General features: G+C 46.0%; 22 protein-coding genes. 6 read left to right on the forward strand and 16 right to left on the reverse strand.

Annotated elements, in window-relative coordinates; all coding sequences use genetic code 11:
- Window positions 1–33 precede the first annotated feature (33 nt).
- From xerD to DHX103_RS01200, 3 genes are all read right to left on the reverse strand, one after another.
- Window positions 34–936 carry a site-specific tyrosine recombinase XerD gene (gene xerD, locus DHX103_RS01190; RefSeq protein ID WP_422123455.1) on the reverse strand — a complete coding sequence of 301 codons (903 nt, stop codon included), beginning with the start codon at window positions 934–936 and terminating at the stop codon, window positions 34–36.
- Window positions 937–1,004: 68 nt separating this feature from the next.
- Entirely contained in the window at window positions 1,005–1,484 is a 480-nt protein-coding gene (locus DHX103_RS01195; protein WP_422123456.1) for a Fur family transcriptional regulator, read from the reverse strand.
- Window positions 1,485–1,588: 104 nt separating this feature from the next.
- Entirely contained in the window at window positions 1,589–2,140 is a 552-nt protein-coding gene (locus DHX103_RS01200) for an NUDIX hydrolase (RefSeq protein ID WP_422123457.1), read from the reverse strand.
- Between the two features lie 80 nt (window positions 2,141–2,220).
- Here DHX103_RS01200 and DHX103_RS01205 point away from each other — a divergent pair, with 80 nt between their 5' ends.
- Complete coding sequence (locus DHX103_RS01205) at window positions 2,221–3,123, forward strand: aldo/keto reductase (RefSeq protein ID WP_422123458.1); 903 nt, start codon at window positions 2,221–2,223, stop codon at window positions 3,121–3,123.
- Window positions 3,124–3,423: 300 nt separating this feature from the next.
- Window positions 3,424–4,881, forward strand: a complete 1,458-nt coding sequence (locus tag DHX103_RS01210; RefSeq protein ID WP_422123459.1) for a UDP-N-acetylmuramoyl-L-alanyl-D-glutamate--2,6-diaminopimelate ligase — start codon at window positions 3,424–3,426, stop codon at window positions 4,879–4,881.
- Window positions 4,882–5,013: 132 nt separating this feature from the next.
- Here DHX103_RS01210 and guaC read toward each other — a convergent pair whose 3' ends face one another.
- The 3 genes from guaC to DHX103_RS01225 all read right to left on the reverse strand — a co-directional run bounded on the left by guaC (window position 5,014) and on the right by DHX103_RS01225 (window position 7,577).
- On the reverse strand, window positions 5,014–5,997 hold the full coding sequence (gene guaC, locus DHX103_RS01215; protein WP_422123460.1) for a GMP reductase: 984 nt from the start codon (window positions 5,995–5,997) through the stop codon (window positions 5,014–5,016).
- 172 nt (window positions 5,998–6,169) lie between these two features.
- Window positions 6,170–6,379: a DUF3886 domain-containing protein gene (locus tag DHX103_RS01220; protein WP_422123461.1), complete on the reverse strand. Its 210-nt coding sequence runs from the start codon at window positions 6,377–6,379 to the stop codon at window positions 6,170–6,172.
- A 13-nt stretch (window positions 6,380–6,392) separates the two neighbouring features.
- Window positions 6,393–7,577, reverse strand: coding sequence for an acetyl-CoA C-acetyltransferase (locus tag DHX103_RS01225; protein ID WP_422123462.1), 1,185 nt, complete (start codon window positions 7,575–7,577; stop codon window positions 6,393–6,395).
- Between the two features lie 80 nt (window positions 7,578–7,657).
- On the opposite strand from DHX103_RS01225, the gene DHX103_RS01230 reads away from it, so the two are divergent.
- The 3 genes from DHX103_RS01230 (at window position 7,658) to DHX103_RS01240 (ending at window position 10,041) form a co-directional block, all read left to right on the forward strand.
- Window positions 7,658–8,557 (forward strand): hydroxymethylglutaryl-CoA lyase, encoded by a 900-nt coding sequence (locus DHX103_RS01230; protein WP_422123463.1) that lies wholly within the window; start codon window positions 7,658–7,660, stop codon window positions 8,555–8,557.
- Between the two features lie 13 nt (window positions 8,558–8,570).
- Complete coding sequence (locus tag DHX103_RS01235; protein ID WP_422123464.1) at window positions 8,571–9,554, forward strand: alpha/beta hydrolase; 984 nt, start codon at window positions 8,571–8,573, stop codon at window positions 9,552–9,554.
- A gap of 139 nt (window positions 9,555–9,693) precedes the next feature.
- Window positions 9,694–10,041 carry a DUF4260 domain-containing protein gene (locus DHX103_RS01240; protein ID WP_422123465.1) on the forward strand — a complete coding sequence of 116 codons (348 nt, stop codon included), beginning with the start codon at window positions 9,694–9,696 and terminating at the stop codon, window positions 10,039–10,041.
- A 187-nt stretch (window positions 10,042–10,228) separates the two neighbouring features.
- On the opposite strand, the gene DHX103_RS01245 is transcribed toward DHX103_RS01240, so the two are convergent.
- The 5 genes from DHX103_RS01245 to yneA all read right to left on the reverse strand — a co-directional run bounded on the left by DHX103_RS01245 (window position 10,229) and on the right by yneA (window position 13,961).
- Window positions 10,229–10,489, reverse strand: a complete 261-nt coding sequence (locus DHX103_RS01245) for a YneF family protein (RefSeq protein ID WP_422123466.1) — start codon at window positions 10,487–10,489, stop codon at window positions 10,229–10,231.
- Window positions 10,490–10,614: 125 nt separating this feature from the next.
- Window positions 10,615–12,615, reverse strand: a complete 2,001-nt coding sequence (gene tkt, locus DHX103_RS01250; RefSeq protein WP_422123467.1) for a transketolase — start codon at window positions 12,613–12,615, stop codon at window positions 10,615–10,617.
- An 87-nt stretch (window positions 12,616–12,702) separates the two neighbouring features.
- Window positions 12,703–12,936, reverse strand: a complete 234-nt coding sequence (locus DHX103_RS01255; protein ID WP_422123468.1) for a DUF896 domain-containing protein — start codon at window positions 12,934–12,936, stop codon at window positions 12,703–12,705.
- Between the two features lie 57 nt (window positions 12,937–12,993).
- On the reverse strand, window positions 12,994–13,647 hold the full coding sequence (locus tag DHX103_RS01260; RefSeq protein WP_422123469.1) for a YneB family resolvase-like protein: 654 nt from the start codon (window positions 13,645–13,647) through the stop codon (window positions 12,994–12,996).
- Window positions 13,644–13,961, reverse strand: a complete 318-nt coding sequence (gene yneA / locus DHX103_RS01265; RefSeq protein ID WP_422123470.1) for a cell division suppressor protein YneA — start codon at window positions 13,959–13,961, stop codon at window positions 13,644–13,646. The genes DHX103_RS01260 and yneA overlap by 4 nt, the downstream gene beginning before the upstream one ends.
- A gap of 162 nt (window positions 13,962–14,123) precedes the next feature.
- On the opposite strand from yneA, the gene lexA reads away from it, so the two are divergent.
- On the forward strand, window positions 14,124–14,744 hold the full coding sequence (gene lexA, locus DHX103_RS01270) for a transcriptional repressor LexA (protein ID WP_422123471.1): 621 nt from the start codon (window positions 14,124–14,126) through the stop codon (window positions 14,742–14,744).
- A 129-nt stretch (window positions 14,745–14,873) separates the two neighbouring features.
- Here lexA and DHX103_RS01275 read toward each other — a convergent pair whose 3' ends face one another.
- The 5 genes from DHX103_RS01275 to DHX103_RS01295 all read right to left on the reverse strand — a co-directional run bounded on the left by DHX103_RS01275 (window position 14,874) and on the right by DHX103_RS01295 (window position 18,727).
- The gene (locus DHX103_RS01275; RefSeq protein ID WP_422123472.1) at window positions 14,874–15,068 is read right to left on the reverse strand and encodes a hypothetical protein; all 195 of its coding nucleotides are present in this window, start codon (window positions 15,066–15,068) and stop codon (window positions 14,874–14,876) included.
- Window positions 15,069–15,230: 162 nt separating this feature from the next.
- Window positions 15,231–15,431 (reverse strand): hypothetical protein, encoded by a 201-nt coding sequence (locus tag DHX103_RS01280; protein WP_422123473.1) that lies wholly within the window; start codon window positions 15,429–15,431, stop codon window positions 15,231–15,233.
- Window positions 15,432–15,629: 198 nt separating this feature from the next.
- Window positions 15,630–16,964 carry a type I glutamate--ammonia ligase gene (gene glnA, locus DHX103_RS01285; protein WP_422123474.1) on the reverse strand — a complete coding sequence of 445 codons (1,335 nt, stop codon included), beginning with the start codon at window positions 16,962–16,964 and terminating at the stop codon, window positions 15,630–15,632.
- Window positions 16,965–17,003: 39 nt separating this feature from the next.
- Window positions 17,004–17,387 carry a MerR family transcriptional regulator gene (locus DHX103_RS01290; protein WP_422123475.1) on the reverse strand — a complete coding sequence of 128 codons (384 nt, stop codon included), beginning with the start codon at window positions 17,385–17,387 and terminating at the stop codon, window positions 17,004–17,006.
- A 95-nt stretch (window positions 17,388–17,482) separates the two neighbouring features.
- On the reverse strand, window positions 17,483–18,727 hold the full coding sequence (locus tag DHX103_RS01295; RefSeq protein WP_422123476.1) for an aminotransferase class I/II-fold pyridoxal phosphate-dependent enzyme: 1,245 nt from the start codon (window positions 18,725–18,727) through the stop codon (window positions 17,483–17,485).
- Window positions 18,728–18,782 lie beyond the last annotated feature (55 nt).

Here is an 18,782-nt window from a genome sequence, read left to right on the forward strand (position 1 = left end):
TAAATTTTTAGAATGTCAGAAGTCTGACCTCTATCAGGCTCTCGGATGAAACTGGGAATAGACATCTTTTAACCGGGTTTTGCTGACATGGGTGTAAATTTGAGTGGTTGAAATGTCGGCATGGCCCAGCATTTCCTGGACTGCCCGTAAATCGGCACCGTTTTCAATCAGATGTGTGGCAAAAGAATGGCGCAATGTATGCGGCGTCAATTCTTTTTGAATTCCGGCTTTTTGGGCGTGCTGTTTCAGCAATTTCCAAAACCCTTGTCTCGTAAGTCTTTTACCCCTTTGGTTGATGAATAAAGCATCTGTCGTAATGCCGGGCTTCGCGAGATCGCCACGGGCATCCGCTAAATACTCCTTGCAGGAAGCGAGCGCTGATTTGCCCAAAGGGATAATTCGCTCTTTTCCGCCTTTGCCGAAGCAGCGCACAAAGCCCATCGTCAGATTCACGTCTTCCATATCCAGATTGATGCATTCACTGACACGCATCCCGCTGGCATATAATAATTCAAGCATCGCCTGATCTCTTTTGCCATTCGCTTTGGAGGTGTCAGGCACTTCGATCAACGCTTCAACTTCTTCGATCGACAGTACATTCGGCAATTTTTTGTCCATCTGCGGCATCTCCAGATGAACAGTCGGATCCTTATCAACTATTCGCTCTCTGATCAAAAATTGGTGAAAAGAGCGGATTGATGAAATATGCCTCGCCACTGTTCTGGATGACATGGTTGTTTCTTTCAGATGGCTGAGGTGATTCAAAATATGTATGCGTTCCACGTTGCGCAGCGAATCCAATTGTTCCACTTCTTTCAAATACTGCACATAACTCCTCAGGTCCCGCTCATACGACAATAATGTATTGGCTGCAAGCTGCCTTTCCACCCGGAGAAACTGCAAATAATCATCCAGCGCATCTTTTGCGTATTTCATGTTTTCCGCCTCCTTGATCAATGGCCGGCAATCGACCGCTAAAACTAAAAAACGGCCATCACTGGCCGTTACTCTCTATCGCCTTGGTTTTCCGGCAGTTCCTGTGAGCCGCGGTCATGGCAGCGCCAACAGATGCCATGGAACGTCAGGCGGTGGTCTTTAATTTGAAAGTTCCAGCGTTTTTCTACAACGTTTTCGACATCTTCCAGCAGATCTTCCTGTATTTCATCCACTGCCCCGCATTCCAGGCAGACCAGGTGATGATGGAAATGTGCGGCGCCTTCCTGACGCAGGTCGTAGCGTGAAACTCCATCACCGAAATTTATTTTATCAACAATTTTTAATTCAGTTAATAGCTCCAGAGTTCGATAAACAGTAGCCAGCCCGATTTCCGGTGCGATATCCTTCACTAATAGATAGACGTCTTCAGCACTGAGATGGTCTTCTTCATGGTCTAGCAATATTCGAACTGTCGCTTCGCGCTGTGGCGTCAATTTATAGCTCGCAGCGTGTAATTGCTTTTTGATCCGATCAATCCTGGTTTCCATGCGACGCCCTCCCTCAAACTGACTCCATTATATCAAAGGTGCGTTCTCAATTACAAGGATGCAAGCTACCTATTATTTATAATGATTATCATGTGCTAACCCTTCTAATTCTCAATTGACAATCGTTGTTTTGCCCACAGCACAGCAAATGCGGTTTTTGCATCAAATATGCGGTTGTCCCGCATCATTTCTTCCGCTTCTTCCACCGTCACTTCCATCAGTTCCACGAATTCGTCTTCATCCGTAACCGCACCCGATTGGGATTTCTTTAAACCTTCTGCAAAAAACAGATGCACCACTTCATCTGCAAAGCCGGGGGATGTTGAAAATGATTGGATCAATTCGAGTGACTCAGCCGAATAACCGGTTTCCTCTTCCAATTCACGCATCGCGGTCGATTCAGGAGATTCTCCTTTTTCAAGTTTTCCGGCAGGTACTTCAATGATCGAACGTTCAAGAGCTTTGCGGTATTGTTCGACCATGATGATTTTGTTTTCCGGAGTGAATGCCACAATGGCTACAGCTCCCGGATGCTCGATCAGCTCCCGCTTGGACGTCTTGCCATTGGGCAGACTTACATCGTCCACTTTCAAGTTTATGATTTTCCCTTCATATATACGCTCAGAGCGGATTGTCTTTTCTTCAAATTTTTTCATGATGAGCCTCTTTTCATTTGTGATTTTTCTATCGCAAAGTATACCATAAGAAGAATAGAATTCTAAAATGAGGTGAAATGATGAAACGCAATCCATTAGGCAACAGCACACTCGAAGTCAGTGAAATTGCCCTCGGCTGCATGTCCTTGCCAAACGACGAAAACGAAGCAAGAGCCATTGTTGATAGCGCCCTTGATGGTGGCATCAATTATTTCGATACAGCCGACTTCTACGGCAAAGGAAAGAACGAAGAAGTGGTCGGCAACGCTATCGGCAACCGCCGCCACGACATCATTTTAGCAACAAAAGTGGGCAATGAATGGCACCGGGATTCGGATGAAGTTCAGTGGAATCCGTCGAAAGCCTATATCAAATCCCAAGTACACGAAAGTTTAAGACGCTTGAACACCGATTGGATTGACCTGTATCAGCTTCACGGCGGAATGATTACAGATCCCTCTGAAGAAACCATAGATGCCTTTGAATCCCTGAAAAAAGATGGGCTGATCCGTGAATACGGCATTTCTTCCATCCGCCCGAACGTCATCAATCGTTACCTGGAGAATAGTGCCATCGCTTCTATTATGATGCAATACAGCCTCCTTGACCGCCGTCCGGAAGAATTGCTGGACCGCATCGGTGAGGCCGGAAGATCTGTCGTGACCCGTGGATCTTTCGCAAAAGGTTTATTGACGACAGAAGGCCTCGAACGGTTAAAAAATAATGATGGTTATATGGATTACAGTTCGGGTGAACTTGAAACAGTGCTGACCGAATTAATGAAAATTGAAGGCAATCTGAATGCCCTTGCCATCCATTCTGTTTTGCAGCACAAGACAGTTGCTTCAGTCGTTGCCGGAGCCAGTTCTGCACAACAGATCCAGGAAACTGTCTCCGCCTATCACACAACCGTTTCAAATGACCAGATCCTTGCCGCCAAACAAGTCACTAAACAACTGAAATACACGCAGCACCGCGACTAAGTTGAAAAGTCATGCGGCAGTTCCCACCTGAATTTCAAATGCTCTGGAAAACGGAATATTTTTTCCGTTTTTATTGAATTGAACGGGTTTCTGTAATAGACTGAATAGTATGAATTATCCGCAAAATTATAAAGTACTAGTTCTAAAGATACTTGGTTTCCAACCGAATGCGTGTTGTAATTGAATCAGGTTTAAAATTCTTTCTAAAGCCATTTAATCATTGCACACAGGTTTTACTTTTCAGCTCCTCTGATTGCGCTGGGGAATAAAAAATCACTGATGGAAAGGTCCGCATATATAATGAAACTTACCGAATTGCTTAAGGGAGTCACTCTCCTGAACAACATAGACAACACTATATATGACCTGCCTATCCACGGCTTGGCTGACAGCTCCCAGGAGGTCGAAGAGGGGTTTCTTTTCATTGCCATCAAGGGCTTTAAAGAGGATGGCCATAAGCATATCCAGCACGCCATCAAAAAAGGCGCTGCGGCAATTGTCGGTGAGCAGGAAATGGACGGTCTCCCTGTTCCCTATCTGCAAGTTTCAAATTCAAGGATTGCTCTTGGGATCCTGGCCAAAAATTTCTACAGCGATCCTGCCAGCCGAAAAATTATGATTGGCATAACCGGCACCAATGGAAAAACGACCACGAGCTATTTGATCAAACATCTGCTGGAGCAAAATGGCATATCTACTTCCGTAATGGGCACCATCCAGAATATCGTGAATGGTGCATCGATCAAATCCGCCAACACCACCCCCAGTTCACTGATCCTGCAACAATTGCTGTCCCTCAGCAACGATGAGGCTGTTGTGATGGAAGTTTCATCGCATGGACTGACACAGCATAGGATCGAAGGAATCGAATTTGATCTGTGCCTGTTCACCAACCTGCATCACGAACATCTCGATTACCACGGGTCGATGGACAGTTATTTTGAAGCCAAATCCATTCTGTTCGACCATTTAAAACCGGACGGCACAGCCGTCATTAACATTGACGATCCATGGGGGGAAAAACTCAATCGTAAAATGCTGAGGAAGGGCTTAACTGTCTGCAGTATCGGGCGCCACCCCGATAGTACGCTGCAAATAGCTTCTATCGATATGGAACAATCCGGTGTCCAGTTAAATGATCCGGAAAAAACCGTGCTCCAGTCTCCGATGGCAGGCATACACAATATGTATAATTCAACGATGGCTTTCGCCTCCGCTGTTGCACTGGGCATTTCGAAAGATGCCATCTGCCGCACCATCGGAAGTTTTCAAGGAGTGGAAGGGCGATTTGAAACATCTAAAACGGCAAACGGCGCAGTTGTGATTGTCGATTACGCCCACACCCCCGATGCGATTTATCATTGTTTGACGACGGCAAAAGAATCCGGCGCAAAACGGATCGTTCATATATTCGGTTTCCGCGGTGACCGGGATTCCACCAAACGCAAAGAAATGATCGAAATCACTGCACAGCTCAGTGACCAGTTTATCCTCACCACCGATGACTTGAATTCCGTGTCAGCCGAGGAGATGCAGCAATTATCGTCAGACTTCGTCGAGCAATTCGGCAACAATAAAGGCAGTGTGCTGATGGACAGAACACAAGCCATACAGCAAGCCATCAGCCAAAGTTCTGCCGGCGACTGGATTGTCATCACCGGCAAAGGCCACGAAAAATACAGCCATGACTTCCAGCTGCCAACCGATTCCGATAAAGAAACCGTTCATTATATGTTGAATGCTTCCGAAACGGAATAACGAAGATTCCCTTGATCCTGTTTGTGGAATCACCCAATTGCTAAACTTAAAGCCGGCACAGAAAGCGCTCGATGCGCTTCCTGTGCCGGCTTTTTCTTGTTCTATACCCGCCTGTCCGGATTGGACAATTGTTTAATAGACCTTGTCGCCGTTAAAAATTGAATTTTTCACGACCACGTAATCAACGTAACGGATGGCTTCCAATTTGTCGCCGCCCGCGTACGAGATCGAAGATTGCAGATCCTGTTCCATTTCTGTCAACGTATCCTGCAATGAGCCCCTGTATTCAACGAACATTTTTTTGCCTTCAACGTTTTTCTTTTCGCCTTTTTGAAATTCTGAAGCCGATCCGAAATACTCTTTATACAATACGCCGCCCCGTTCGACTGTTTCGCCTGGGGATTCTTCATGCCCCGCAAAGAGCGAACCGATCATGACCATCGAAGCACCAAAGCGCACAGATTTTGCGATATCGCCGTTGGTACGGATTCCGCCGTCAGCAATGATCGGCTTGCTTGCCGCTTTTGAACACAATCTCACCGCCGCGAGCTGCCAGCCCCCTGTGCCGAAACCGGTCTTGATCTTCGTGATGCACACTTTCCCTGGCCCAATCCCGACTTTCGTGGCATCTGCCCCGGCGTGCTCCAATTCTCTGACAGCCTCCGGCGTGCCGACGTTGCCCGCGATCAGGAAACTGTCCGGCACTGATTTCTTGATGTGCTTGATCATATTGATGACAGCATCGGAATGGCCATGCGCCACGTCGATCGTCATGTATTCAGGTGTCAGCCCTTGTTCTGCCAATTGGTCGACGAAGGTATATTCTTCTTCCTTCACTCCCACGCTGATGGACGCATACAAGCCCCGGCTCTGCATATCTTTGATAAAATCAATGCGTTGCTCCGGTTTGAACCGGTGGAGAATATAGAAATAATCATTTTCTGCCAGATAAATCGCTGTCGTTTCATCGATGATCGTTTGCATGTTTGCTGGGACCACCGGCAATTTGAATCTGCGCCCGCCAAAGTCCACTGAGGTGTCACATTCAGTACGGCTGTTTACTATCGCTTTTGCAGGAACCAATTGAATATCTTCGTAATCAAATACATTTTCCATCATTAACACTCCTATATCCGAACATTATATTTTATTTCACTGGCAATCGTTCGCCAATAAACAATGTAACGCAATCTCCTTCACAAGTCAAAAACAATATCCACTGCAACATGATTTTTTCCCTGCATTTTAAAACCCGGATGTGCAGGTGCACATCCGGGTCATGCTATCTTTAAAATTTTCCGCCCTGATCTCCGTGTTTATCCAGGAGTTCAGCAAAAGACATATTCTTTTCACGCTGTTTGCGATCGAAAATTCGTTTTGCCTCTTCTTCTTCCCGCCGTTGCTGCTCTTCCGCCTGCAACGCTTTTTTGGTGTCTTTCAGTTTCGCCAGGACGTCTTCATTGAATAAACCATTGTTTTGCTCTTCTTTTTTTGCCATTGGACCCAACTCCTTACGGACGTTTTACGATTGTTGCGACCCCTTGCCCGCCGCCAATACATAATGTCGCCAATCCTGTTTTCGCGTCACGTTTTTGCATCTCGTGCAGCAATGTGACAAATATGCGTGTTCCGCTCGCACCAATCGGATGGCCGATCGCAATCGCTCCCCCGTTGACGTTCAGGATGTCGTGATTAAACTTCAATTCGCGGTCCACTGCAATGGACTGTGCTGCAAATGCTTCGTTCGCTTCGATCAGCTCAATGTCTTCGAGTGACATTTTCGCTTTTTCCAACGCGTTTTTCACAGCCTGCACGGGCCCGATGCCCATAATTGCCGGATCTACCCCGGCATTGCCGTTGGCAGCAATCGTAACGAGCGGTGTCAACCCCAGTTCGTCCGCCTTGGCTTTTGTCATGACGACTACGGCAGCCGCGCCGTCGTTGATTCCTGAAGCATTGCCGGCTGTGACACTGCCATCCTTTTTGAATGCCGGACGCAGTTTGCCCAGTTTCTCTTCAGTGGAAGAAGCTTTGACATACTCATCAACCGCGAAAATGATCGGATCTCCTTTGCGTTGTGGAATTTCCACAGGAACAATCTCATCCGCGAATTTTCCGGCTTCGATTGCTGCAGCTGCACGCGCTTGTGACCGCGCGGCAAATTTATCTTGTTCTTCTCTTGATATGCCATATTTATCGCACAGATTTTCCGCTGTGTTGCCCATGTGATAATCGTTGAACGCGCAAGTCAACCCATCGGCAACCATGCTGTCGACGACTTTTTGGTCGCCCATCCGAAATCCGCTGCGGGCATTTTCCAACAGGTATGGCGCGCGGCTCATATTCTCCATTCCGCCGGCAACTACGATTTCCGCATCGCCCGCAAATATCGCCTGATAAGCCAGGTGGATCGACTTCAAACCGGATCCGCAAACCTTGTTGATGGTCATAGATGGCACAGTTTCCGGTAAGCCGGCATTGATGGCTGCCTGGCGCGCCGGGTTTTGTCCGAGGCCTGCCTGAAGGACGTTCCCCATGATCACTTCAGATACCTGTTCCGGTTTCAAACCGGCGCGGTTGACCGCTTCCTTTATAACAATTGCCCCCAACTGAGTGGCGGGTACATCTTTCAGACTCCCCTGGAACGACCCCACTGCAGTTCGCACTGCACTTACAATTACGATTTCCTGTGACATTTTTCATTTCCCCCTTGTTTGATTGAAACTGGTTGCTCTTTCATCCCCCGCATAGATACAATGGTAGCAGGGGGGATACTATGTTAAGTTTACCAAAAACAGCTACGATAATCGAGGTTGGACCACGGGACGGCCTGCAAAATGAAAAACAGCTGGTCACGACAGGCGATAAATTAGCATTCATCACAGCGTTGCAGCAGGCTGGCATCGAAGAAATGGAATTGACTTCGTTTGTGTCGCCAAAATGGGTGCCGCAAATGGCGGATTCCAAAGAAATTGTAGCCAGTGCTGAAAAGCTCGGGCGCCAATTCGTCCTGACACCCAATGAGCGTGGCATCGATGCCGCCCGAGATGCGGGTGCGGATGCGTTTGCCGTCTTCGTCGGTGTGTCCGATTCATTCAATAAGAAGAATATCAACAAATCGACAGCGGACAGCATGGCAGCCTTGAAACCGCTGATACTTCAATTAAAGGAAGACGGCATTTTTGTCCGCGCCTGTATTTCAACGGCTTTCTATTGTCCGTTCGAAGGGGCCGTAAAACCCGAGGACACGATCCGATTATGCCGGCAGTTTGTCGACTGGGGTGTCGACGAACTGAGTGTGGCCGATACGATTGGAATGGCCAATCCGGCAGAGAGTTACGCTCTGTTTAAACAATTGAAAGACCAATTTCCTGCCACGCTGATGACAGCCCATTTCCATGACACCAGAAAAATGGCGCTCGCCAATATCTTCGCTGCGCTGCAGGCAGGCGTCGACCGCTTTGACACTTCAGCCGGCGGACTAGGCGGCTGCCCGTTCGCGCCCGGTGCAACCGGCAATGTCGCCACCGAAGACGTCGTCAATATGCTGCATCGCATGAATATCCGGACAGGCATTGATTTGGACCAACTATATAAAGCGATTGAAATAATAGAGCCGCATGTGTCAAATCCGATAAATACGGGAATGTATACTTTATACAAAAATAGACCGTAAAGGAGCTTTGGCCATGAGAAAACGTGTCCTCCAAATTTCAGCTGTAATTTCAAGCATATTTACCATGCTGGCTGCAGTCACAGGCATCATTGCGAGCAACCGGCTCATGTATGTAAAGAAAAAAGATGAAGATTTGATTTTGGAGCGCGAAACCTCGGCCAAACGCTATGATGAAGTCTGGTATGCCAATGTAACAAAAGAACAACAATGGATCGAGTCCCAAAATGGCTATCAGGTCCATGCGGTGTTTCTTGAGCCGCACGACACGAAAAAATATGTCATCATCTGCCATGGAGTCACGGAAACAAAGGTCAATTCTTTTAAGTTTGCCCGGATGTTCGAGTCGCTCGGCTTCAACTCGGTCGTTTACGATCACAGGCGCCACGGCGGTTCAGGCGGCAAAACGACCAGCTTTGGGCATTATGAAAAGATGGACCTCCAGGCGGTGGTGGACAGGTTGAAGGAGCATGTCGGTGCGGATTTATTGTTCGGCATCCACGGGGAATCGATGGGAGCTGCAACCACATTGCTCTATGCCGGCATGCGGGATGACGCGGCATTTTATATATCCGATTGCGGTTATTCCGATATCTCGGAGCAGGTCCTGCATGTGATGCAGACAACCACTCCATTAAAAACACCTTGGGCATTGAAACTTGCTGCCTTTTTCATGAAATTAAGGGATGGCTATCACATCAGCACGGTGTCTCCCCGCGAGGCGGTTAAGTTGATAGCGAAACCAGTGCTGTTTGTGCATAGCTTGCCGGATGAATTCGTGCTTCCCGAAATGAGCACCGAAATGCATCAATTGAAACAAGGTCCGAAATCCTTAAAATTGTTTGAAAAAGGTGGACACGCCCAATCTTTCAATGAAAACCCGGAAGAATATAAGAAAACGGTGAAAGATTTTCTGGATCAGCATGGCATAAACGCCACAGGAGAGCCGGAACCCCTCATAGCTTATTTGTCCCCTGCTGACAGCAAAAAAACTTCCTGAAGGGGAAGTTTTTTTGTATGCATTCATGTTTACATAATAATATTATAAAGCTATTTCTCTTTTCAAGCGTTCTGTATGGAATGACAAAATTTTTTAACACAAGAAATCACAGCCACTCGAAACGAAAGGAGCAGTTTGCATGAATAAAATTCTATTGCACCTGGAAGGGCTTGGCGTTCTTTTATTCAGCCTTTATTTCTACTCTTATTTTCAGTTTAGCTGGGTGTTGTTTATCTTGTTGATTTTAGCACCTGATGTGTCCATGATCGGTTATCTCTTTAATAACAGGATAGGCGCTATACTTTATAATGTAGTCCATACTTACAGTTTAGCAATTTTCATTATTGCTTGTGGCATGTTTTTTTCAAGCCAAATTACTTTAGCCATTGGTTTAATTTTGGCCTCACATATTGGTATGGATAGAATGTTTGGTTTCGGATTAAAATACCCGACAAATTTTAAGGATTCGCATTTAAACCGCGTTTGAGTACCTCTTTAATTTCCGCGACAATGGACCAGTTTGAATCTCCCTCTGCATTTCGCCATATAAAAAGCACCCCAAAAGTTAGTGTTTAAACGCTAACTTTTGGGGTGCAGCACCGATATGGCATCCCTATTATTTCATTGATAAGGCTTTGTTCTTCCGAAAAAACCAGGACTCATTTGAGTGCTTTTTATTTTTTAGCTTTTTTAGCGGCTTTCTCAGGTTTCTCAGGTTTAGTTGATGCTTTATTCATTTGAGCCATCATTTGATTGATTTTTTTCTGAGATGGTTTTTGGCCCATTTGCATCATCATGATGCGGAGCATTTCTTCGTTAATCGGTGGATTGTCTTGCAGATACTTCATCATGTAGCGACGTGCGATGAAAAATCCAAGAGCAACACCTGCGAGCAAAGCGAAAATCACGATTACGATCCAGATCCATGTATCCAAATTTATTACCTCCCTCGTGTTGCTTAAATATAATAGTGCACCCAAAAAATTATACTATAAAACAGTCGCACTGACCATAACAAGAAAAAAAGAAAAAACGGGAGCAAATTTGCTCCCGCCAAAAATTAACCTTTTATCAGGTTCTTAACTTTTGCAACAACATTGTCTGGAGTAAATCCAAATTCTTCTGCAATGCGCTGGCCGGGAGCACTTGCTCCAAAGCGGTCAATTGCAAGAACATCGCCTTCGTCACCCGTGTAACGGTCCCATCCGAAAGATGTGCCCATTTCAATGGCCAGACGTTTCTTGACCGTTGGCGGTATTACGGATTGCTTGTACGCTTTATCCTGTTTTTCGAAGCGGTCCCATGATGGCATGGAAACGACTGACACGGCAATATTTTCTTTAGCCAATTGCTTTTGCGCTTCAACAGCCAAACTCACTTCTGAACCGGTAGCGAGCAAGATTGCTTGCGGGTTTTCAACGCCTGAAACGATATAAGCGCCCTTTTCCACTCCCGCCGCAGCGAGTTCACCGGTCTGTTCAAGCACTGGCAGATCCTGGCGTGAAAGCACCAGTAAAGTAGGGTGCGTTTTTGCCGTCAACGCCAATTTCCAAGCTTGTTTTGTTTCATTGGCATCCGCAGGACGGATGACGTTCAAGTTTGGCATAGCGCGAAGTGACGCCAATTGCTCGACTGGCTCGTGGGTTGGACCGTCTTCGCCGACAGCTACACTGTCGTGCGTGAAGACATAAGTGACCGGTAAGCCCATCAGAGCCGACAAGCGGATTGCCGGACGGACGTAATCACTGAATACGAAGAACGTGCCGCCGAATACGTGCAAGCCGCCGTGAAGCGCCATACCGTTTAATGCAGTGCCCATTGCGAATTCACGTACACCAAACCAGATGTTGCGGCCAGATGCATTTTCAGCGTCGAAATCGCCGCCGCCTTTGATATTTGTTTTGTTGGAACCTGCAAGATCAGCACTTCCGCCGAAGAAAGAAGGAACCGTTTTGGCAATTGCGTTGACCATATCTCCAGATGAAGCACGTGTCGCCTGTTTTTTGCCCACTTCGTATACCGGGAATTCAGCATCAAAGCCTTCCGGAAGATCTCCGCGAATAGCAGCTTTCAGTTGTTCAGCCAATTCCGGATGTGCTGTTTCGTATTGCTCGAATAGTTTATTCCATTCCGCTTCCGCTTTGCCGCCAAGTTCGTCAGTTGCTTGCTTGAAAGTTTCATAGACTTCTTCCGGTACGTGGAAATCTTGATCAAATGTCCACTCGTAATATTCCTTCACCAGTTTCATCTCGTCTTCGCCCAGTGGTGCGCCGTGTGCATCCGCTTTACCGGATTTGTTTGGTGCGCCGTAGCCGATGACCGTTTTCACTTCAATTAAAGTCGGTTTGTCAGTGGAAGATTTCGCTGTTGCGATCTTAGCTGACAAATCATCCATTTCATTGCCATCTTCGACGCGCAGATAATTCCAGCCGTATGATTCGAAACGCTTGCGGATATCTTCAGAGAAACTCATGCTGAGATCGCCATCAAGCGAGATATCGTTGCTGTCATAAAGGATGACCAGTTTATCCAGTTTCAAATGGCCGGCAAGTGAAATGGCTTCGCCCGCAACGCCTTCCATCAAATCCCCATCGCCGCATAGAGCGAAAGTATGGTGGTCAACGACATCCATATTATCTTTATTGTATGTAGCAGCGAGGTGTTTTTCAGCCATCGCCATGCCGACTGCCATACCGATTCCCTGTCCAAGCGGCCCCGTTGTAGCTTCAACACCTACAGTGTGGTGATATTCCGGATGACCGGGTGTTTTCGAATCCCATTGGCGGAAATTCTTGATTTCTTCCATTTCAAGTCCATAACCGCTTAAATGCAGCAAGCTGTAAAGCAGCATAGAACCGTGCCCCGCAGATAATACAAAGCGGTCACGATTAAACCAATCAGGATTTTTTGGGTTGTGATTCATGTGTTTGGTCCATAACGTATATGCCATTGGTGCTGCCCCCATCGGTAAACCTGGGTGGCCGGAATTCGCTTTTTCAATCGCATCTATGGAAAGTGTGCGAATAGTGGTTACTGCTAATTGGTCAGTGTGATTCGACATCGTAACATCCTCTCTGATACAAAAAATTTTCTCCCTTTCTAGTTTAGTCAACAATAGAAAAGAATACAACGAAAAAGAGAATAAGTATTAATTCAAATACTTATTCTCCCGGCTATTTTTGACCTTTTCTGGAGTCACATCGTCTCCATTGGGATCAATAACTGTTACATTTTCAATTGTGCCCCGCATCGTCTTGCGGAATGTTTCCAAATACTCTTGCCGTAAAGAACTTTGTTCTTTCGCTTCTTCTATGGACAAGCCATCAGTCTTGGATTTTTTTGCAAGTTCATTAATTCGTTTCATTTTTTCAGGTATTAACATATACATCCGCCTTCCTACTTTCATATGGTATAAAAATTGAAAGGCAAGTGCAAGAAATTAGTTCTGGGATAGTTTTTGAAACTCCGTGTAGCGGCGATGCACCGTTGCTTTGCTGGCCTTGTAGCCGAAACCTTCCAGTGTTACGGCGATTTCGTGGAAAGTCAATCCGTTGGCTTTCAAATTGACAATTTGGTCCAAAGGCAGCTCCAAACGCTCACGCCCCTGCGGATTCCCTTTTCCTTTGAGGTTTTTCTCCGGTTTATAACCATTGTCAACCGCTCGCCGCATGCCCCGCTTTATCTTGGCGTTATGGATTTTCCGCTGGTACTCTTCGACAATCGCCAATATTTCCAGCACCATATCGTCCATATCGTTCAGCGCAATCTGGCCTTTATCGGATAAAGTGTAGACCTCGACCCCGTATTTCTTCATAACGTGCAGCAGCGCGATTCTTGCGTGGCCACGCCCTAAACGCGTTTCATCCTGAATGAAAACCGCATCCATTTTATCGGTCTTGATGCTATTGAGCATTTCAAGCAGGCCATCCCTGTCCATTTCATAGCCGCTGTGCTGATCACGAAAAACCTGCTCAACCAGATACCCTTGATCAAATGCAAATTTCAGCAACTCTTCTTCCTGGCGATCAAGCGACGTTTCCTGGGTCTCTTTCTCTGTGCTTACGCGGCAATAAAGAAACGCTTTTTTCTTCATTTTGAATCACTCGCTAGTTTAATGCTGTCGTCAGGCGCAAAGTCCAGGTGTTTGTCCGGGATCAATAGCGTTTCGCCAGCCGTGATGACAGGTACCGTCAAATTATTTTCTTTCATGATTTCATCAATCCATTCATGATGCGGAATCTTTCCGCTGTATTCATCGGCCAATGTCCACAGGGTATCCCCTTGTTCAATCTTCATCTGGACTGTGTGGGCCTGATCATTAGTATGGGAGAGAACGTAATAAAATGAAAGGATGAGTATGAGAAAGAAAAATCCGAATACATATGAGTTCTTCTGAATAAATGCCAAAAAAATCGCCTCCTGGGAATGTTTGTTCGGAATGTATGTTCTTATAATAATGCGAACAGGTGTTTTTGTCAACACTAAATTCGAACCTATGTTTGCATTTTATTGCCCAGGTTGATATAATTAACTTATCAAATAAGAAGTTTATTAAAAGAGGTGAAACTGTTGAAGAAAGTATCAAAACGCCAAGAAGATATCCTGACTTTCATTAAAACCGAAGTTCGCGAAAAAGGTTATCCGCCTTCCGTACGTGAAATCGGGGAAGCAGTTGGTCTGGCTTCCAGTTCTACTGTCCACGGCCATCTGGCCCGACTGGAAAGCAAAGGCTTGATCCGCCGCGACCCAACAAAACCAAGAGCGATTGAAGTCATCTCCACTGATGAGGCGTTGATCGACAAAAGCCCGGTGCTGCATGTGCCATTAATCGGTAAGGTAACCGCAGGCCAGCCGATTACAGCCATTGAAAATGTTGAGGAATATTTTCCTTTGCCGCAAACTTACGGCACTGAAGATGACCATATCTTCATGCTTGAGATCATGGGGGAAAGTATGATTGAAGCCGGCATTCTGAATGGCGACTATGTAATCGTCAAACAGCAGCAGACAGCCAATAACGGAGACATAGTTGTCGCCATGACCGAAGAAGACGAAGCAACAGTAAAACGCTTCTTCCGGGAGGAAAACTTCTTCCGGCTCCAGCCTGAAAATTCTTCAATGGAACCGATCATCGTTGATGCCGTTTCCATTCTTGGCAAAGTCGTAGGCGTTTATCGTCAAATACATTAAAGCAATTCGAAAAGAGCCAAGGGGAATTTCCCCTTGGCTCTTCTTTATTTTGAATCAGCAACGGATTTGACCTCAAAAAAAGCGCTGCTTATTGCAGCGCGGTTCTTGCGGTCACCGGTCCTGAAAACCTTACAGTTCAGAAACGATTATATATTTCACCAAATTGACGGTAATGCGATAATTGTTTTTGTCTGCCTCATCCTGGAATTCGTATGTGCCGTTTGTCGGTATACTGCTCAAGGCTGTTTCCTTGCTGCTCGCTTTGACGTAATGCGTCAGCGTATTGCCTTGATCAAAATAAAAATCGATCTGATAAGTTTTCAAAAAAATTCCCTCCTATGCGCTGATTCTTTCCTACTTATACAGTCTAGCATAGAAAGCTGGACCGTCCGAACTGAGAAGATGCTTTCAAAGCTTCTTTAGATACACAAAACTCCGCGGCTGCCCTGTGTTTCAGGCGAGCCCGGAGTTCGTGTACTGTTCATATCACAATAATAAGTCAGTCTTGCGTTGCAATTCCACCCACCATTCAATATGTGAGCGATCAAAAATAATCATTGATCCATATGGTTTGCTGTGCGGAATTTTTTTTGCCGATAAAAATTCATTGATTTGCTGTTCTGACAGCGGGTAATCCACTGAATCCAAATAAATCAGCAGATTATCAATCCCTTGAATTTTCTCCATTTAATCACCTCCAACAAAATCCTCCTTGCGGACAAGGAAAATTCAGTACGAGTTATTAAAATGGTCGGCATATATAATATACCACGATATCATGGCATTTAATCCTTGCTAATAAATTTTTTAAGTTCATTTGGTAAATTTATATTTCTCACAGAAAAAAACACAGCAACCCGCAGGCTGCTGTGTTTTTTCTATCTATTAATACATTTTCAAGTACTGCTCACGTTCCCATGGGTGGACAGAAGTTCTGAACATATCCCACTCAATTTCCTTCGCTTCCACGAAGTTATTTAGAATGTGGTCTCCCAGAGCTTTCGTCATAACTTCATCCCCTTGCAATTCCTGCAAAGCCGCATACAATGTTGCCGGCAGATCTTCAACGCCAACGGCATTGCGTTCTTTTTTAGTCATTGCATAGATATTGCGGTCAACCGGTTTCGGTGGAGTCAGTTTGCGTTTGATCCCATCAAGTCCAGCTCCCAGAAGAACGGCCATTGCCAAGTACGGGTTTGCTGTAGGGTCAACAGATCTAACTTCTACACGAGTGGATAACCCGCGTGAAGCCGGAATACGAATCAACGGACTGCGGTTCTGTCCAGACCATGCTACGTAGCAAGGCGCTTCATAACCGGGTACCAGTCGTTTATACGAATTGACTGTCGGATTCGTAACAGCTGTAAAGGCTTTTGCGTGCTCCAGGATTCCTGCCATGAACTGGAATGCTGTTTGACTTAATTTCATGTCGCCTTTTTCATCAAGAAAAGCATTTTCATTGCCATTGAACAATGACACGTTCATGTGCATGCCTGAACCGCTTACGCCGAACAAAGGCTTCGGCATGAATGTAGCATGCAGGCCGTGCTTTCTGGCAATCGTTTTTACAACCAATTTAAATGTTTGGATATCATCACACGCTTTGATGGCGTCTGCGTATTTAAAATCGATTTCATGCTGTCCCGGTGCCACTTCGTGGTGGGAAGCTTCAATTTCAAAGCCCATTTCTTCCAGTTCCAGAACGATATCGCGGCGGCAGTTTTCGCCCAAATCCATCGGTGCAAGGTCGAAATAGCCACCGTGGTCATTCAATTCAAGCGAAGGCTCGCCTCTGTCATCAAGTTTGAACAGGAAAAATTCCGGTTCAGGTCCTAAATTGAAATGCGTGAAACCGAGTTCTTCCATTTCTTTCAGTACGCGTTTCAAGTTGGTGCGGGGATCTCCGGCAAATGGCGTTCCATCCGCATTATAGATATCACAGATCAACCGCGCGACTTTCCCTTTCCCAGTAATCCACGGGAAAACAACCCACGTGTCAAGATCCGGGAATAAGTACATATCCGATTCTTCGATGCGGACAAAACCGTCGATGGACGATCCGTCGAACATCATTTTATTGTCCAGCGCTTTTTCAAGCTGGGATGTTGGAATTTCCACGTTTTTGATAATTCCCAGAATGTCGGTGAATTGCAAGCGGATGAAGTTAACATCCTCTTCTTTAACCAGTTTTTGAATGTCTTCTTTTGAATACTTACCCATGCTCTCTTCACTCTCCTATAAGTTTTATGTAACCCAATTCTATTGATAGAACCGGGATAGATCACTTTGTTTGTGATTGGGTCTGTTGTAGAAATTCCCCGGCATGATTTCTTCACGGAAAATTCTGCGCACATCGTCATCACTGAGATTTTTTTGTTCAGCCAATACATTCTGTGGCTGATTTTTCATTTCGAACATTTTGCGGATGCCGGCAATATTGAGGCCCTGGTCCAGGAAATCTTTGATTTCCAGCAGCACATCGACATCGTTAAGCGAAAACATGCGTTTATTGCCATCTGTCCGGGCTGGGCTGATCAAACCGTTTTCTTCATAATAACGGATTTGGCGTGCCGTTAACTCAGTCAGCTGCATTACGATGCTGATCGGCAGGATCGGCATCGTCCGTCGGATGCGATTCGTCATATTGTTCACCCTTTTACTTTGTACTTCATAAACAATGATAAAGCATGTAAGGTTATCTGTCAACTATTTGTTAGATAACCTTACACAATAAAAACTCAACGTATTTTCTGTGTATTTAAAGCTTCGACAGCATGTATTACCGCAATCTTCACATGCTCATAAGTCAGTCCGCCCTGTATATACGCGGTATAAGGAGGGCGTATCGGACCGTCTGCCGTCAATTCGATGCTTGATCCCTGCACAAAGGTTCCCGCTGCCATGATCACATCGTCTTCGTAACCGGGCATATAAGCCGCCTCCGGGAGAAATTGCGCATTCACCGGTGAATTGGCCTGGATCGTTCGGCAAAAGGCAATCATCTGCTCTGCAGTTTCAAAAGAAACGGATTGAATCAAATCTGTGCGCTTGTCAGCCCAATGCGGACTGGTCACCATGCCGGCAGCTTCGAGCAGGGCTGAAGTGAAAATCGCACCTTTTAAAGCTTGCGAAACAATATGAGGTGCCATGAAAAATCCTTGATACATATCCGGCAAAGTGTTGAGTGACGCTCCTGCCTCTCCACCTATACCCGGAGAAGTCATGCGGTAAGCGCATTTTTCAACCAAATCCTGCCTTCCGGCAATATACCCGCCGATTTTGGCCATTCCTCCGCCAGGATTTTTAATGAGTGATCCTGCAATCAGATCCGCACCCGCTTCAACCGGTTCCCGATCTTCCACAAACTCTCCGTAGCAATTGTCGACAAATACTATGGCCTCAGGTTTCAACTTTCGAATCTGCTGAATCATTGCTTCAATTTCCGATACTGTAAATGAAGGGCGGGTGTCATAGCCTCTCGAACGTTGAATCGCAATGACTTTGGTTTTTTCAGTGACGGCAGCCCTGACTCCCTGCCAATCGATGTCGTGGCTTGCCGTTAAATCGATATGGCGGTAGCCGATGCCAAAATCCCGCAAGGATCCTGTATCGCGGTCTCCGCCGCTGACAATCGAGTCCAGTGTGTCGTAAGGTTTGCCGGTAATATACAGAAGTTCATCGCCCGGGCGCAGAACACCGAATAAGGAAATGGTGATGGCATGCGTTCCGGAAATGATTTGCGCACGGACCAGCGCCGCTTCAGCTTTAAACACGTCGGCATAGACCCTCTCCAATGTATCTCTCCCTTCATCGTCATAGCCGTAGCCTGTGGAAGGGTTGAAATGGTGGTCACTGACTTTTTGGCTGTGGAACGCGGACAGCACTTTCTGCTGATTATGAAGGGCGGTGTCATCTGCCGCCTGCAATTGTTTTTGGATTTTTTCTTCTGTCTTGCGGATCGTCATTAGCATAATTTTCTCCATTCTGTTATTTATTCCTTCTATTATTGTCATGTGCTTGAAACTGCGTCAAATTCTG

This window comes from Planococcus daihaiensis (genome assembly GCF_049262615.1).
Taxonomy (GTDB): Bacteria; Bacillota; Bacilli; order Bacillales_A; family Planococcaceae; genus Planococcus.